Origin of the sequence: Allocatelliglobosispora scoriae, from assembly GCF_014204945.1 — a bacterium.
GTDB classification, from domain to species: Bacteria; Actinomycetota; Actinomycetes; order Mycobacteriales; family Micromonosporaceae; genus Allocatelliglobosispora; species Allocatelliglobosispora scoriae.
This window is the reverse complement of record NZ_JACHMN010000002.1, coordinates 2,596,725-2,613,222: the sequence shown is the minus strand read 5'-3', so window position 1 is coordinate 2,613,222 and position 16,498 is coordinate 2,596,725. Positions and strand designations below refer to the sequence as shown.

Sequence of the window (16,498 nt, the reverse complement as noted above, 5' to 3'; positions counted from 1 at the left end):
CGAGCTGTGACGATCACCTTTGCCGACCTCACCACGATCCGGGTGGGCGGTCCGGTGGGCCGACTGCTCGCCGCCGAGACCACCCCGCACGCGATCGAGCTCCTGCGCGAGACGCGCAGCGCCGGTGATCCGCTGCTGGTGATCGGCGGCGGCTCCAACCTCGTCGTCGGTGACGTCGGCTGGGCCGGCTCGGTGCTGCGGATGACGTCGGCGGAGCTCGACATCGACGGCGAGCGGGTCACCGCCGCCGCCGGGATGGACTGGGACCGCCTGGTCACGACCACCCTCGGTGAAGGGCTGGCCGGGCTGGAGGCGCTCTCGGGCATCCCGGGCTCCGTCGGCGGCACCCCCGTGCAGAACGTCGGCGCCTACGGCACGGTCACCTCCGACGTGCTCGAATCGCTCGTCGTCTTCGACCGCGAGACCGGGGAGATCGAGACCTGGCCGATCGAGCGCTGCGGCTTCGGCAAGCACCGGGACTCGGTCTTCAAGCACAGCGACCGCTGGGTCGTGCTGCAGGTGACCTATCGGCTGCGGCGCAGCACGCGTTCGTCGCCCGTCAAATACGCCGAGCTCGCCAACCGGCTCGGCGTCGAGGTCGGCGGGACGGCCGACGCGGCCGAGGTCCGCGACAACGTGCTCCAGCTGCGCCGCTCTAAGGGGATGGTGCTCGACCCGGCCGACCACGACACCTGGAGCGTCGGCTCGTTCTTCGTCAACCCGGTGCTGGCCGAGGTGCCTGCGCAGGCTGCGGAGAGCCCGCAGTACCCGGACGTCAACGGCACGAAGCTGTCGGCCGCGTGGCTCATCCACCGGGCCGGGTTCGCGCCGGGTTACGGCGCGGAGTGGGGCAACGGGGCCGTCACGCTCTCCAGCCGCCACACGCTCGCCATCACCAACCGGGGTGGTGCCACGGCCGCCGACATCATGGCGTTCGCGGCGCATATTCGCGAGGGAGTGCAGGACCGCTTCGGCGTGACGCTGACCCCGGAGTGCGACCTCGTCAACTGCTCGTTCTGAGGCTTTAGATCGCTGGGCTTAGTCGGGCGGGGAAGTCAACCCGCAGGTGCAGGCTGCCCGAAACCCTCGCGGTATCTATTGTGAATGATCTTGTGTATTCATTGGGCCCCGTGATTGGCTGCGACGAAGCCGGGCCCGGCCGACCGTTCTTCTCCTGCTTCCTGCGCTTTCTCTGCGCTCCTGCGAAAGGAACCTAGGTCATGCGTCTTCGAATGGGCTCCGCCGTCGCGGCTGTCGTCCTCGCCGCCGGCACCCTCGTCGCGACCACCGCCGCTCCGGCCTCCGCCTCCGCCTGCGACCCGAGTTGGGGCAACTACAGCGCCGCGACCGCCACGGTCGCCGGTGACTGGGTGAACTACCGGACCGGTGCGTGGCTCGACTGCTCCCCGATCGGATCCTGGCAGGCCGGGTCCAAGCTCTACCTGCACTGCTGGCGTACGGGTAGCAGAATCGGTATCAACGACAAGTGGTGGCATGCGCGTAAGGACAACACCCAGCAGCAGGGGTGGATCAGCGCCTACTACATCGGCAACCCGTCCGCGACCAACGGCAACGCCTGCTAGTCCCTCGCGGCGCTGGCTTCGCGGTGCTGGCGTCGTTGCGCTGGCTTCGCGGTGCTGGCTTTTCGGCGCTGGCGTTCGCGGTGCTGGCTTCGCGGCGCTGACCGGAGGTCGGCGCCGAACTCGGAAATCAGTGCGCGGAGCCGGACGGAGATCGTTAAGGTCGCCGGATGGCATCGAACCTGGAGTGTGTGGGGCTCGCCGTCCCCGATCGTGAGAAATTCGCCGAGCTCGTCGAGTCCGCCATCGCCGCCGCCGAGCCCGTGGGAACCGTGGACGGCGTCTCGGTCGTCCGCTGGACGGATCCGAGCGGCGCCCGACTGATGATCGCGACCGTGGGCAGGAAGGTCGTGGACTTCCTGCCCACCTTCGCCGGTACGCCCGGTGCCCGGCTCGACGGGCTACGGGCCGCCAACGACGAGGTCGCGACCGCCGACGTGGTCGACGGCTCCGGTGAGCTCATGACGAAGCTCGCCGTCGAGCTGGAGCAGCGGACCTTCCTCGCCAAGGCGCGTGGGCCGGTCTCCGGCGAGGCGTCCATCGTCGCGCTCGGCGTCCAGGTCGGTGTGTACGCCTCCGAGGAGGCATTCGCCGCCTCGGACGACAGCCTGCTGAGCCCGGGCGGGAGCGACCGGGAGCCGCCGCCGCACGCTGTGTCGTCGGGGATGCCGTGGCCGCCGCGGATGGCGAGTGAGTCCTTCATCTCCTACGGGATGTTCGGCTCACCGGATCAGGCGCAGGCGCATGCCCGGCTGAACGGGACCGTGCTCGGGGCTTCGCTGCGGACGGTGACCGCCACCGGGCAGTCGTTCATCGTTGCTCGGGTGCGGACCGCCGGGTTCGAAGCCGACCTGTGTATGCCGGCGGTGGCGGGTGCCGGGGTGCCCGAGGCGGGGAACGTCATCGGGGGCGAGGTGTTCCTGGCGGCTTCGATGCCTTCGGTGGTCGGTCCGTCCGGACCGACGGGGAAGCGGTCGTGGCTGCCGTGGCGACGCGGGTGAGGTGGCCTTGGGCCGACAGCCCGTGCGGGCAAATTGCTACTTTTATGGCTATTTGTTCGGCTGGGGTAACCGATTGGAGATCCACCGGGACTGCATGCTAGGGTTTCTTCCGTTGCCAATGAGCGCCGCTAGCTCAACTGGCAGAGCAGCGGACTCTTAATCCGCGGGTTCGGGGTTCGAGTCCCTGGCGGCGCACAGAACAGAGCCGGTCGATTTCGACCGGCTCTTCTGCTATTGGGTGCTCGGCTAAGCCTGAACGCACCATTGCGGGAGCGTGTGAATGGCTTCCTGTTGTTACGATCCGAGCATTCTTCATGGTCAGCGAAGCTCGGGGATTGAGACACATGGGGTATCCATTTCGTCAGGCGGCCGCCCTCATCACCGCGGTGGCGGCCCTGCTTCCGATGGGCGTCGCCGCGTCGGCCGCTGCAAGCCCGTCGCTGAAGGTGACCACGCTGGGGCGCGACGGTGCCGTGGTGGCGACGACGGTGACGCTCGTCCACATGAGCAGCCACGCGCAGTACCGAGTCGCCAGCGGCACGGCGAAGGTGCTGCCCTCCGGGCGTTACGCGGCCCTGGTGGACATCTGGAACTCGCGGGACTCCACGGACACCGTGGCCGCCACCATCGTGTCGGTGACCGCGCCCAAGGCGATCACCATCGACGCGCGGGCGGGCGTTTCACTGAAGGTGCGGCTGGACGACAACCCGGACGCCGCCTTCACCCAGCAGCTCAGCGGGCAGGTCTGCGTCAACGGGACCGGCATGGGCGCCGGTGGGTGGAACCGGCCGGGGTCGTTCTTCGTCATCCCCAACACCTCGAGTGAGCTGCGCTTCGCGTACATGTCCACCTGGCGCCGCTGGGACGACTCGGAGGCGTACGTCGTCAACGGCGAGGCGGTCGGCCTGCCCAGGTACGGGATCATGAAGTTCCGCTCCAGCCTCGCGACGGTCACCGCGCAGGTCCGCAAGGGTCCGTCCGGGGCCGCCTACAACACGCTCGCCGTGCAGCCGGAGCAGAGCAACGGCGTCGGCTGTGCCGACAGCCTCTATACCGGGCTGGTGAATGCCGCGCCGCCATACACGGTCAAGGCGCACATCACACCGGGCACCTGGCTCGTCCGCAGCGAGTCCGGCATCGACTTCTGGTGGGACCGGCGTACCTTCACCACAGGGCAACAGGTCACCGATGTCTTCAACCGGGCAGCCTGGGGACCGGCTCAGATCGTGCCCGCCATCGCCGGCAAGAATGTGATCTTCAGCGGCGAGCGCATGTTCACCGATTGGTACCAGCTGGGCGCGCAAGCGAGCGTGAAGACGGTCTCCACGCTCAGCTTGAACGGCACCACCGTCGCGACCCGGACGAGCACGTCCTGGGGCGACGACAATCCCCAGCAGTCCTTCCCCGTCGCGACTGCGGGGTGGTACACCCTGACGTCGACCGCGACCCGTTACAACCCCAACGTCACCTACCCGGCTGACCTGCTGTCACCGAAGGCGACGACGAGCTTCCGGTTCTACGCGAAGCCGGGCATGTCGACGATCGCACCGGTGCTGCTGACCAGGTTCCGTCCCGATGGGCTCGACATGAGCAACCGTGCTGCGCCGTCGAGCACGACAGCGATTCCGCTCTTCTTCGACCGTCAGCGGTGGTTGTCGGACCTGGCGTACCCGACGGCCACGGCGAAGACCGTGACAGCCTGGGCATCGTCTGACGACGGAGCGACCTGGCAGGCGGTTCCGGTGACGAACTCCTCGGGGAAATGGTCGATATCGGTGACCAACCCGGCTTCCGGCTACGTGAGCCTGCGGGCTCAGGTCGCGGACGGCGCCGGCAACATCGGCACCACGACGATCCACCGTGCGTACGCCATCGGTTGAGCGCTGATCGATCGGCGGGCGCCATGGGACTGACAGGCTGATCGGATCCGCTGGAACACAGCACCACGACAGGGAGCCGGGCGCGAACGCCGGCTCCCTGTTCGCGTACCGGACATGGCCTGTCCGGGACTGTCCCGGACGGCGTCACCCCTGGCCGCACGGCTTTCGAACAGGTGACATGGAGCCCGGCGGGACACCCGGGGCTCCCGCTCCCCCTTCCTTCTGATGCACGGGAGCAATGTCATGCGAATGTGGTCCAAGCTCATCACAGCAGCCGCCACGGCGGCCCTGCTGAGCATCGGAACTGCCACGGCCGGCGCGAGTGCCGCCCACGCGGCGGCCAAGCCGACGGCGCCGAAGCCGGCCGCTGCAGCGCAGGCGGCAGGCCCGCAGCGAGCGGACGGCAACCACCGGCCGGTCATCTTCATCCACGGTTTCAACCGCACGGGCGCGGGCCGCGACTGCGTCGGCTACTGGGGTGACACGATCCCCGAGTTCAAGGATCGCGGTTACACCACCCGCACCTGGGGCTTCTACGGCGGCGACCACAACTGCAGCGCCGTCTTCAAGGGCACCAAGAACACCAGCGTCAAGATGCTGGGCCGCGAGTTCGCGCAGTATGTCTACAAGAACTTCTCCAAGCCGGGCCGCGCGGTCGACGTGGTGGGGCACTCGATGGGCGGGCTCATCGTGCGGGCCGCGCTGACCGGCACGGCCAATCGCGAGCCGGGCTTCCCGCCCTACCTCTACATCGAGGACGCCGTCACGATCGCGACACCGCACGCCGGTACGAAGTGGGCGCTGGGCTGCGCCACGACGCAGTGCAAGGACATGCGTCCCCGCAGCACCCTGCTGAAGTGGCTGCAGTATGTGCCGCAGTCGCGGATGGGCACGGACTGGACGCTCGTCGGCTCGGCCGATGACAAGATCGTCCCGATGTCGTCTTCGATCTACGGGATGAAGCTCGCGCCGCACCTGGTCTGGTTCCCCAAGGCGGGCGGCAAGCTGGGGCACGACAAGATCCAGACAGTGGGGTACGGCGGTTGGCGCTCCTACCTGTGGAACGAGGGCGATCGCCGCAACCGCAACGACTACGGCACCTGGGGACACCTCACCGGTCCGAACCCGGGCCGGATCGCGCAGAACGGATCGTTCTTCCACCACAAGTATTAGCCGGGGCGGGGTCGAGGGTCAGCGGACCTTCGACCCCATCACCACCGGGGTCGACGCTGTGCCGGGATGCGGCAGCCGATCGGCCGGGTGGGCCTGGTGGGGGCGGACTTCACGTGCAGGTCGTTGAGGTGTGCCCGGAGCCGGGCGATGCGCTCGTCGAGCTGGGCTGAGAGCTGCTCCGGAGACACCCCGGCGGCCAGCGCCTCGGCACCGCTGCGTTGGAGCTCCGCCAGGAGGACTTCGAGCAGGCGGTGGCGCATGGCCCGGTCGATCTGCCGGCCGAGGATCGGTTCGCTCGGATCCACCGGGCTGCCGGGGGCCGTCACGGCAGGCCGCATGGTGAATGCTGCCCGGCTGGTGGCGGCCGCCACCCGCATTCGCTGGTCATTCGACGTCCCCTTACCGTTGGCCCCGTCCGTGTCCGTGACTCGCGGAGTCGGCCATCCCTGACGGACCACGTCCGGGCCGACATCGACGGCGGGAACCTCCGGCCGACGTGGCACGTGTATCGAGGTGCGCAATCCTCCGGAGGTTCCGGGCGATCAGCGGCGCCGATCTTCGGCTGCGAGTGCTGACCGCCGACGGCCCGTGGCCAGGGGATGAGGTTCCTCATCCATTTATCGTGGTAATCACCACTTCTCAATTCTGACCCATTGCCGAAACAATATGTCCGAGTGGTCAACCGGATGTAGAGGATGGGGTACCAGTGGATGGTCGGTATGAAGCCTTCGCCATGGCCGATCCGCTTTTCTACGACACCCTCTATGCCGCGACCGCTGAGAAGTCGGCATTCGCGGTCGACTCCCGGGACACCCCGGCCGGATGGGAGCGCCGCGATCAGGATGACTGGCTGGTCTACGCTCCGACCGACCTCGACCTGCCGCTTCAGGGCTGGAAGATCCACGTCTCGGCAACGCTGGAGAATGCGGATCGAGTCCTCGAAGCAATCTGGGACTACTGCATTCCGCGCGGTATCGAATTCAAATTCCTGCGCTCCATGCAGGTGTTGTGGTTGCGCAGTTCCAAGTACGCGCACCGCGGCTACAGCGGAAAGCTCGTCACCATTTACCCGCCGGACGAGGCGACCTGCGAGAAGATCCTGGTCGAACTCGGCGACCTCCTCGAGGGCGAGCAGGGGCCCTACATCCTGAGCGATCTGCGCTGGGGCTCGGGTCCGCTCTACGTGCGCTACGGCGGCTTCGCCTTCCAGTACTGCGTCACCGAGTCCGGGCAGGTCGTACCGGGCATCGCGGATGACACCGGCCAGTTGGTGCCCGACCGGCGCGACCCGGTCTTCTACATCCCGCCGTGGGTCACGGTGCCCGACTTCCTCGCACCGCACCTCGCCGCCCGCAACGCGGTGACCGTCACGGACATCCCGTACCGGATCGACAGCGTTCTGCACTTCTCCAACGGCGGCGGTGTCTACCGCGGCAGCGACACCAGGACCGGTGCGGAGGTCGTCCTCAAGGAGGGGCGCCCCTTCGCCGGCCTCGACGGTGCCAACACCGACGCCGTGGCCCGGCTCGACATCGAATTCGAGATGCTCCGGCGGCTCGCCGGGGTGCCCGGCGTACCGGTGGCCCACGACCTGTTCACCGTCGGCGATCACCGGTTCATGGCGATGGAGTTCGTCGACGGCCGCCCGCTGTACCGGGCGATAGTGCGGCAGTATCCGATGATCGACTTTGCCGCCGGCCCGGCGGAGTTCGCCGACTACACCGCGTGGGCACTCGACGTCTACGGACAGGTGGAGGCGGCGATCCTGGCGATGCACGAACGCGGCGTCGTCTACGGCGACCTGCACCTCTACAACATCCTGATCCGTCCGGACGACACGATCGCGCTGCTCGACTACGAGGTCGCGAGCCCGGTGGAGAACCTGAAGCGGCCGGCGCTGGGCAACCAGGGATTCACCGCCCCCCGCGGCACGACCGGCTTCGACCTCGACCTCTACGCGCTCGCCTGCCTGCGCCTGGCCCTCTTCTTCCCGATCACCCAGCTGTTCTGGCTCTCCCGGGAGAAGGCGGCCCACTTCAGCGCCATCATCGCCGAACACTTCCCGGTGCCACCCGACTACCTGGAGAAGGCGGTGTCCGTCATCGCGCCGGACGCCACCGTCCCGGCGGACGAGCCGGACTGGACCGAACTGCGCGACGGCATGGTGAAGGCGATCACCGCGTCCGCCACCCCGGACCGCGAGGACCGGCTATTCCCCGGTGACATCGAGCAGTTCCGCACCGGCGGCGGCCTCGGGCTGGCGTACGGCGCAGCAGGGGTCCTCTACGCGCTCGACGTCACCGGCGCGGGGAGGTTCCCGGAGTGGGAGCAGTGGCTGCTGGACCGGGCGAAGGACCCGAAGTCCGGATCCATGCTCGGCCTCTATGACGGAATGCACGGTGTCGCCTTCACCCTGGAGCACCTGGGCCACCGGCAGGAGGCGCTGAACCTGCTCGACATGTGCCTGTCCGACGACTGGGCCCAGCTCAACTCCGAGCTGCTCGGCGGCCTCGCCGGGATCGGACTCAACCTTCAGTACTTCGCCGATCGCACCGGCGATGCGGCGCTGGCACAGGCGGCTCAACGTGCCGCAGAACTCGTCGCGGAGCGGCTCGGCGACGAGATGTCGGTGCCCGAGACGAGTGGCGGCGACAACCCGTACGCCGGATTGATGCGCGGCTCGTCGGGACCGGCCTGGCTGCTGATGCGAGCATATGACCGCACCGGCGACCCGGCCTTCCTCGACTCCGCCGCCGTGGCGCTGCGGCAGGACCTGCGCCGATGCATCCTGCGGGACAACGGCACGCTGGAGGTCAACGAGAGCTGGCGCAGCCTGCCCTACCTCGCCATGGGCAGCGTCGGTGTCGGCCTCGCCCTCGACGACTACCTCGCCCGGCGCCACGACGACCAGTTCACCCTGGCCAGCGCTCAGATCCGGGGAGCGGCACTGCTGCGGTTCTACGTGCAGCCGGGCGTCTTCGGCGGCCGCGCGGGAATGCTGCTCTACCTGGCCGCGCGCGCATCGCGGCCGAGCGAGGACCCCGAGATCCTGGCACAGCTGCGGGCGCTGTCCTGGCACCGACTGTCCTATCAGGGCGGAATCGCCTTCCCCGGCGACGCGCTGATGCGGCTCTCCATGGACGTGGCGACCGGCACCGCCGGCGTGCTGCTCGCAACCGGATCGGTGCTCAGCGGACCCATGCACCTGCCGCTGCTCGCACCCCACCTCACAGACCCCCCGCGCCGACCGGCGTAGGCGGACCGCAACGAGTTAAGGAGCCAATCATGGCGCTTCTCGACCTGCAAGGCATGGAACTGCCCCAGACCGGTGGCGGCGGCGGCGGAAGCAGCAGCAGCACCGGCTGCGGCGTGGAGAGCAGCGCGAGCCTGCTGATCTGTGCGGCCAGCTCGCTGAGCCTCGTCAGCTGCCACTGACATCAGCTGCCACTGACAAGTGAGTAGACCTTGCGGTCCCGGGCGATCGAAGCGCCCGGGACCGCAAGGATGATGAGGAGTTTACGTGGGGTACGACGTTCGGCGGGCGGGCTGGCTTCCGCTGCTCGGGGTGACCGCGCTTGTCGGCGTCGCCTGCAACCTCGCTCTTCCGCTCGTCCTAGGCCGTGCCGTCGACGCCGTCATCACCGGTGCCGACACCGCCCGCTGGCTCGGCCTGACCGCGATCATCATCGCCGTCGACGTCGCCGTCGGAGTGATCGACACCTTCGCGAACACCGCCGTCGTCGCCGCGACGACGGCCCGGCTGCGCCACCGGCTCATCCGTCACCTGCTCGCCATCGGTCCGGCCGGGCTGCGGCCCTTCGACAGCGGGGACCTGGTGACCCGCCTCGTCGGCAACACCGCCGATGCGGCCCGGTTGGGGCTGAGCGTGATGCTGGTCGGACTCGCCGCCATCACGCCGATCGCCAGCGTCGTCCTGCTCGCCGTCATCTACCCGTGGCTGGTGCTCGCCTTCCTCACCGGACTCGCCCTCGTGGTCGTCATGCTCCGTGTCTTCACCCGCCAGACCGGTGAAGCGGTCGCCGCCTACCAGCGGATCCAGGGCGGCATCGCCGCGCGGCTCACCGAGTCCCTGGCCGGGGCGCGGACCGTGGCAGCAGCCGGAACGGCCTCGGTCGAGGAACACCGGATCCTGCGTACCCTCCCCGAACTCCACGAGCAGGGCGCGATCAGCTGGCGCGTGCTGGCGAGAAGCGCCGGCCAGGTCGCCGTCGTCGGCCCGACCGTGCAGGTGGCCGTCCTGATCGTCGGCGGCATAGCCATGGTGCACGGCCGGATCAGCCCCGGCGACCTCCTCGCCGCCGGCCAGTACGCCGCCATGGGCCTCGGGCTCGGCGGAGTGGCCGGTCTGCTCAACCAGTACGCCCGGGCGCGTGCCGGTGCGCAGCGCGGGCGGGAGGTTCTCGACCGGTCGGCCGTCGCCTACGGGCGGACCCCGCTGCCGGCCGGCCCCGGACGCCTGGAGTTCCGTGCCGTCACCGCGGACGTCGGCGAGGTGCGGGTCGAGGTGGACCTGGCCATTCCCGGCGGTGCCGCGGTCGCCTTCGTCGGTGTGTCAGGGGCGGGGAAGTCGGTCGTGGCCGAACTCGCCACCCGGCTCCGCGAACCGTCGAGCGGGGCGATCCTGCTCGACGGCGTGGACCTGAGCGAGCTCACCCATGACGACCTGCGGTCCGCGGTCGGCTGTGCCTTCGCCCGCCCGGTGCTCGTCGGCCGCACCATCCGCGACGCCATCGCGCCGTCCGGCCCGGCGGCCGCCGTGGCGACCCGGGCGCACGACTTCATCGGCAAGCTGCCACACGCATACGACACCCTGCTAGCCGAAGCACCGATGTCCGGTGGTGAGCGGCAGCGGCTCGGGCTCGCCCGGGCCTGGCACGCCGAACGGCTGCTCGTCCTCGACGATGCCACCTCCAGCCTGGACATGGTGACCGAGATGCAGATCAGCAACACGCTCACCGACGATGCCATGCGGCGTACCCGCCTGATCATGACGCATCGACTGAGCACGGCCGCGCGTGCCGACCTGGTCGTCTGGCTCGACGGCGGCCGCGTACGCGCCACCGGCACCCACCGGGTGCTCTGGGAGGACCCGGCATACCGGGAGGTCTTCCGGTGAGGCGGGAGCTGCGCTACGCGGCCGGCGGGCTGCGCCGCGAGCATGTGCTGCCGCTGCTCGGATGGTCGATTCCCGAGGCCCTCCCCAGCGTCTTCGGCGGCCTCGCCGTCGCCAGGGCGGTGGACACCGGGTTCCTCGCCCACCGCCCCCTGATCGGCGTCGGCTGGCTGCTGGCGCTGCTGGCGGTCTCCGCGGTGGGGGCGGCGGGAACCCGCGCGATCTACCGCCGCCTCGGCCTCGTGGTCGAGCCGGTCCGTGACGACCTCGTCCGCAGGGTCGTCTCCGGTGCCCTGCGCCGGGGGATCGCCGGCCGGCCGGACGACGGGGCGATCGCCCGACTCACCCACCAGATCGAGGTGGTCCGCGACACCTACGCCGGCCAGGTCATGGTGATCCGGACGTTCCTCATCACCACCATCGGTGCCGTGATCGGCCTGCTGTCGCTCGCGCCGGTCATCGTGCTGCTGATCATGCCGGCCTTCCTCGTCGGCCTGCTCGCCTTCGTCGCCACCCTCGCCATGGCGGTCGCGCGCCAGCAGGACTACCTGCGGTGCGACGAGGAGCTCTCCGTCGTCAGCGGATCGGTGCTGGCCGGCGCGCGGGACATCCTCGTCGGTGGGACGGAGCCGAGTGCGGCCGAGTTCGTCGGCCGCTCGATCGACGCGCAGGCGGCGGCGGAGGTCGCGCTCGCCCGCGTGAGCATTCTGCGCTCGCTCTCGTTCGCCGTGGGGGGTTCGGGACCGTTGCTGATCCTGCTCGCAGCGGCACCGTGGCTGATCTCCCGAGGGTTGAGCGCGGGCGCGGTGCTGGGCGGGCTCATCTACGTCCAGTCCGGGTTGCGGTCGGCGCTGGGCACGCTGATCAACGGGTTGGGCGGGAGCGGGCTGCGGTTCATCATCACGCTGCGGCGCATCCTCGACGCGGACGAGCCGATGAAGCCTCCGGCCCCCACCACGCCGGCCGATCACATCCGGCTGCGCGCCGTGAACTTCCGCTACGGCCCGCATGCGGACCCGGTGCTGCGCGACCTCGACCTCACCGTCCCCGCCGGGGGGCACCTCGCCGTCGTCGGCCCGAGCGGGGTCGGCAAGTCGACCCTGGCGAGCATCCTCTGCGGGCTGCAGACCGCCACCGGGTCCGTTCAGGTGCCGTCCGACCGGGTACTGATCCCGCAGGAGGCCTTCCTGTTCACCGGCACCGTCAGCGAGAACCTGTCCTATCTCCGCCCGGACGCTGAGGACGACACGATCCTGCACGCGGCCGCGGCCGTCGGCGCCGCCGATCTCATCACCCGGCTGGGCGGGCTCTCGGCCGTGCTCGAACCGGCTCGGCTCTCCGCCGGCGAAGGCCAGCTCGTCGCGCTCACCAGGGCATATCTGAGCCCCGCCGATTTCGCCATCCTCGACGAAGCCACCTGCCACCTCGATCCGAGGGCCGAACGCCAGGCCGAGGAGGCGTTCGCCCGGCGGGGAGGCACCCTCGTCGTCATCGCCCACCGCATGAGCTCGGCGCTGCGTGCCCGGCAGATCCTCGTGCTCGACGGCGGTCGAGCGATCGCCGGAGAGCACGATGCGCTGCTCCTCAGCTCACCCCTCTATCGGGAGCTGCTGGGCCACTGGTCGGATCCGGGCTCAGATCCAGCCCTGCTGTTCGGCGATGCGGACGGCCTGCAACCGCGTCCGCGCCCCCGTCTTGGCGATGGCCCGGGACACGTGGTTGTCCACGGTGCCAGGGCTGAGAAATAGCTTCGCGGCGATCTCCCGGGACTGCGCGCCGTGCCCCGCCTCTCGCAGCACCTCCTGCTCGCGGCGGGTCAGTGGGTTCGCGTTCGCCGCCAGCGCCGCGATGGCCAGCTCGGGGGAGATCACCGGTCGGCCGTCGGCGAGCGCCCGAACCGCCGAGACCAGTTCGGCCGGTGTCGAGTCGGCCACGATCATGCCGATCCGTGGGGACAGCCGGGTGAGCGTGCGGCGGATGGATGAGCACAACAGCGGTTTGATGACGATCAACACACTGCTCGACGGCGATTCCTGACAGACCTCATAGCAGACGTCGGCGACATCTATCGAGCCCGGCAGGTCGTGGTCCAGCACCACCATTCGTGGGCGGGTACGGCTCACTTCCGCCACCACGTCCTCGCGCGTGAACGCCTCCGCGATCACATTCATGCCGTCCTGCAGGGAGAGGAGATTGGCCAGAGCGCCACTCATCAGGCCACCATTCTGGCCCAACACGATGCGTATCATTTCAACCTTCCAGGGCGAGATGCGCGGGAAAACGTGCGTCTAATATACACAACTTTACATATATCAATGAAATTGCGCGGTTTTGCGGCCATCGGGTCATTGCAAATGAATCTTGATTACTAGATCATCCATTCTGTTGATATTGAAGTATTTATTAAATTGGGTCGAATATGTATTTCATACCTCATCCAGTCGGAGTCAAACGCCTCGAAAGGGTGACAGCGCGCGTACCCGTGTCAGATATTTGACAGCAAAGTATTTAACTTTATAAATAGAATGCGTGCTTCGCCGAGCAAGGAGAAGCAATGCGCTGGAGCACCCGGACCGCCTGCGGCTTCCTCGTCCTGCTGCTGTTGGGCGTGACCGCGCCGAGCTGGCCGGATGCCCCCGCACAGGCCGCGACCGTGCCCAGCGGATTCCAGGAGCAGATCGTCTTCAGCGGGCTCAGCCAGCCCACCAACCTCGAGATCGCCGCGGACGGGCGGGTCTTCGTGGCCGAGAAGGGCGGTGTGATCAAGGTCTTCGACAGCATCGCCGACCCCACCCCCACCGTCTTCGCCGACCTCTCCGCCAACACCCACAACATCTGGGACCGGGGCATGCTGGGCCTGGCGCTCGCTCCGAACTTCCCGACCGACCCCTGGGTCTACGTCCTCTACGCCTACGACGCCCCGCCCGGGCAGACCGCGCCCTACTGGCACGACAACTGCGACACCGTCAGCGGCGGTGCCAACGGCGGCAACTGCATCGTCACCGGACGGCTCTCCAAGCTCCAGGCCAGCGGCAACGTCATGACCGGCACCGAGCAGGTCCTCATCCACGACTGGTGCCAGCAGTTCCCGTCGCACTCGATCGGCGACCTGCACTTCGGTGCCGACGGCAAGCTCTACGCCACCGCCGGTGACGGCGCCAGCTTCAGCGCCACCGACTACGGGCAGCTCGGCAGCCCCGCCAACCCGTGCGGGGATCCGGCGAACGAGGGCGGCGCCCTGCGCTCCCAGGACTCCCGCTCCACCGGCGACGCCACCCAGCTCAACGGTTCCGTGCTGCGCCTCGACCCGGTCACCGGCGCGGCGGCGGCGGGCAACGCCAACATCGGCTCGGCCGACCTGAACACCCGCCGGATCGTCGCGTCGGGGCTGCGCAACCCGTTCCGGTTCACCGTGCGCCCCGGCACCAGCGAGATCTGGGCCGGCGACGTCGGCTGGAACACCTGGGAGGACATCGAGCGCCTCACCACGCCCACCGGCACCCCGGCCAACTTCGGATGGCCCTGCTACGAGGGTGCCGCCCGGATGGCGAGCTACGACAACGCCAACCTGCCGCTGTGCGAGACGCTCTACACCGGCGCCGGTCAGACCGCGCCCTACTTCACCTACAACCACACCGGCGCGGTCGTCGCCGGCGAGAACTGCGGGACGGGCGGCGACTCGGTCTCCGGCCTCGCCTTCTATCCCGGCGCGGGCGGGCCCTATCCGCCGGCGTACGCGGGAGCTCTGTTCTTCGCCGACAGCTCGCGCGGCTGCATCTGGGCGATGAAGCCCGCCACCCCCGGCGGCCTGCCCTCATCCGCCAACATCGAGGCCTTCGTGCAGCAGGCGGCGAGCCCGGTGGACCTCACGGTCGGGCCCGGCGGCGAGCTCTACTACGTCGACCTCGGCGGCACGGTGCGGCGGATCCGCTACTACCCGGCCAACCAGCCGCCCGTCGCGCAGATCGCGGCCGCCCCGGTCACCGGCCAGGTGCCGCTGACCGTGAACTTCAGCGGCTCGGCCTCCACCGACGCGGACCCGGCCGACCAGGGACGGCTCACCTATCAGTGGGACTTCACCGACAACGGGTCCTGGGACTCCACGGCCGTCGCGCCCAGCTTCACCTACTCGACGATCGGTGCCTTCACCGCTCGGCTGCGGGTCACCGACACGCTCGGCGCCTTCGACGAGGAGACCGTCACGATCCAGCCGGGCAACGCCGCGCCGACCGCGACGATCGACACCCCCATCGCGGGTACGACATGGAAGGTCGGTGACTCGCTGACCTTCACCGGCCACGCCACCGATCCGCAGCAGGGCAACCTGCCCGCGTCGGCGTTGAGCTGGCAGCTGCGGATGCAGCACTGCTCGACGCCGTCCGCCTGCCACACCCACGTGCTGCAGAGCTGGTCCGGTGTCGCGAGCGGGTCGTTCCTCGCGCCGGATCACGAGTTCCCGTCCTATCTGGAGCTGGCGCTGACCGCGACCGATGCGCAGGGGCTGACGCACACCGTGGTCCGGCGGCTGGATCCGCGGACCGTGCTGCTCACCTTCTCCGCCAACCCGGCCGGGGTCAGCCTGACCGTGGGGTCCTTCACCGGGGTGGCACCGTTCACGCGGGAGGTCATCCAGGGCTCGACGAACACGGTGAGCGCGCCGAGCTCGTATACGGCGGTGCTGCAGAAATACCTGTTCGAGAGCTGGTCGGACGGCGGCGCGCAGACCCACGTGATCGTGGCCCCCACGGCGAGCACGACGTACACCGCCACCTACAAGCCCTGCCTCCTCATCCTCTGCTAGCCGATGCTCAGAAGAGGGTGAGGGGTTCGTTGCGGGTGGTGTCGGGGAGCTCCTCCAGGGCGGGGAGGCGGGTGCGGAGCTCCTCGTGGAAACGGCGGGCGAGACCCAGCGACTCGGTGTTGTCGGGGGTGTGGATGAAGACCGTGGGGGAGCGGCCCTCGACCAGCCACCCCTCGACCGTGTCGAGCCAGAACCGCCACCCCTCGGCCGCCTCCACCGCGTCGCCGCGACCGATGTAGCGAACGATGGGCCGGTCGGTCAGCGCGACAGCCAGGCGCGGCATCCGGGGCTTCTTCTCCCACGCCTCCCGCTCGGCATCGGTGGTCGGCGGGCTGGCGAAGATCGCCGTGGTGTCGAATGTGACCCACTCCGCCCCGGTCTCGGCGAGGGCCTCCCGCAGCCGCGCCGCCGAGCCCGGATCGTCGAAGAAGCCGCGGTGGCGAACCTCGACGGCGGTCCGCTGCGAGCCCGGCAGCTTACGCAGGAAGTCCGGCAGGGCGCCGGTGTCGGCGGGGGAGAACGAGCCCGGCAGCTGCACCCAGAGCTGCGCGCGGTGGCCGAGCGGCTCCATGGCGTAGAGGAACGACCGCAGCTCACCCTCGATGTCGGTCAGGCGGCGCTCGTGCGTGATCGTCTTCGGCAGCTTGACCACGAACCGGAAGTCGTCGTCGGTCTGCTGGGCCCACGACTCCACGGTGTGCCGCGCGGGCGTCGCGTAGAAGGTCGTGTTGCCCTCGACCGCGTTGCACCAGTCGGCGTAGGCGCGCAGCCGCTCGTTCTGCGGGATCGTCGGCGGCAGGAAACGGCCCTGCCACGACTTGAGATTCCACATCGCGCAGCCCACGTGAAGACGCATGGTGCAGATGCTACCGAGCGTGCTTTTCGGGCGAATCAGGCTGGTTGGCGGGGCGGCCGTGCCTCCTGACCGG

Annotated in this window: 13 protein-coding genes and 1 tRNA gene; 11 read left to right on the top strand and 3 right to left on the bottom strand. The window is 69.1% G+C overall.

Annotation, left to right across the window (positions count from 1 at the left end):
• The first annotated feature begins 6 nt into the window (after positions 1 to 6).
• From F4553_RS17255 to F4553_RS17230, 6 genes are all read left to right on the top strand, one after another.
• Positions 7 to 1,020 (top strand): UDP-N-acetylmuramate dehydrogenase, encoded by a 1,014-nt coding sequence (locus tag F4553_RS17255; RefSeq protein WP_184837260.1) that lies wholly within the window; start codon positions 7 to 9, stop codon positions 1,018 to 1,020.
• Between the two features lie 200 nt (positions 1,021 to 1,220).
• Positions 1,221 to 1,583: an SH3 domain-containing protein gene (locus F4553_RS17250; RefSeq protein WP_184837258.1), complete on the top strand. Its 363-nt coding sequence runs from the start codon at positions 1,221 to 1,223 to the stop codon at positions 1,581 to 1,583.
• 167 nt (positions 1,584 to 1,750) lie between these two features.
• The gene (locus F4553_RS17245) at positions 1,751 to 2,581 is read left to right on the top strand and encodes a hypothetical protein (protein WP_184837257.1); all 831 of its coding nucleotides are present in this window, start codon (positions 1,751 to 1,753) and stop codon (positions 2,579 to 2,581) included.
• A 122-nt stretch (positions 2,582 to 2,703) separates the two neighbouring features.
• Positions 2,704 to 2,776 (top strand) — tRNA-Lys (locus F4553_RS17240).
• 149 nt (positions 2,777 to 2,925) lie between these two features.
• Positions 2,926 to 4,461: a hypothetical protein gene (locus F4553_RS17235; RefSeq protein ID WP_184837255.1), complete on the top strand. Its 1,536-nt coding sequence runs from the start codon at positions 2,926 to 2,928 to the stop codon at positions 4,459 to 4,461.
• A 243-nt stretch (positions 4,462 to 4,704) separates the two neighbouring features.
• On the top strand, positions 4,705 to 5,634 hold the full coding sequence (locus F4553_RS17230) for an alpha/beta hydrolase (protein ID WP_184837253.1): 930 nt from the start codon (positions 4,705 to 4,707) through the stop codon (positions 5,632 to 5,634).
• Positions 5,635 to 5,672: 38 nt separating this feature from the next.
• Here F4553_RS17230 and F4553_RS17225 read toward each other — a convergent pair whose 3' ends face one another.
• Positions 5,673 to 5,972 (bottom strand): hypothetical protein, encoded by a 300-nt coding sequence (locus tag F4553_RS17225; protein WP_184837251.1) that lies wholly within the window; start codon positions 5,970 to 5,972, stop codon positions 5,673 to 5,675.
• Between the two features lie 395 nt (positions 5,973 to 6,367).
• On the opposite strand from F4553_RS17225, the gene lanKC reads away from it, so the two are divergent.
• From lanKC to F4553_RS17205, 4 genes are all read left to right on the top strand, one after another.
• Positions 6,368 to 8,890 (top strand): class III lanthionine synthetase LanKC, encoded by a 2,523-nt coding sequence (gene lanKC, locus F4553_RS17220; protein WP_221469931.1) that lies wholly within the window; start codon positions 6,368 to 6,370, stop codon positions 8,888 to 8,890.
• Positions 8,891 to 8,919: 29 nt separating this feature from the next.
• Positions 8,920 to 9,069, top strand: coding sequence for a SapB/AmfS family lanthipeptide (locus tag F4553_RS17215; protein ID WP_184837247.1), 150 nt, complete (start codon positions 8,920 to 8,922; stop codon positions 9,067 to 9,069).
• Between the two features lie 85 nt (positions 9,070 to 9,154).
• On the top strand, positions 9,155 to 10,771 hold the full coding sequence (locus F4553_RS17210; protein ID WP_184837245.1) for an ABC transporter ATP-binding protein: 1,617 nt from the start codon (positions 9,155 to 9,157) through the stop codon (positions 10,769 to 10,771).
• Entirely contained in the window at positions 10,768 to 12,516 is a 1,749-nt protein-coding gene (locus F4553_RS17205) for an ATP-binding cassette domain-containing protein (RefSeq protein ID WP_184837243.1), read from the top strand. The genes F4553_RS17210 and F4553_RS17205 overlap by 4 nt, the downstream gene beginning before the upstream one ends.
• Here F4553_RS17205 and F4553_RS17200 read toward each other — a convergent pair.
• Complete coding sequence (locus tag F4553_RS17200) at positions 12,403 to 13,017, bottom strand: response regulator transcription factor (protein ID WP_184837242.1); 615 nt, start codon at positions 13,015 to 13,017, stop codon at positions 12,403 to 12,405. The genes F4553_RS17205 and F4553_RS17200 overlap by 114 nt on opposite strands.
• A 305-nt stretch (positions 13,018 to 13,322) precedes the next feature.
• On the opposite strand from F4553_RS17200, the gene F4553_RS17195 reads away from it, so the two are divergent.
• The gene (locus F4553_RS17195; RefSeq protein WP_184837240.1) at positions 13,323 to 15,569 is read left to right on the top strand and encodes a PQQ-dependent sugar dehydrogenase; all 2,247 of its coding nucleotides are present in this window, start codon (positions 13,323 to 13,325) and stop codon (positions 15,567 to 15,569) included.
• A gap of 7 nt (positions 15,570 to 15,576) precedes the next feature.
• Here the strand turns inward: F4553_RS17195 and F4553_RS17190 are convergent, their stop codons facing one another.
• Positions 15,577 to 16,425 (bottom strand): DUF72 domain-containing protein, encoded by an 849-nt coding sequence (locus F4553_RS17190; protein ID WP_184837238.1) that lies wholly within the window; start codon positions 16,423 to 16,425, stop codon positions 15,577 to 15,579.
• Positions 16,426 to 16,498 lie beyond the last annotated feature (73 nt).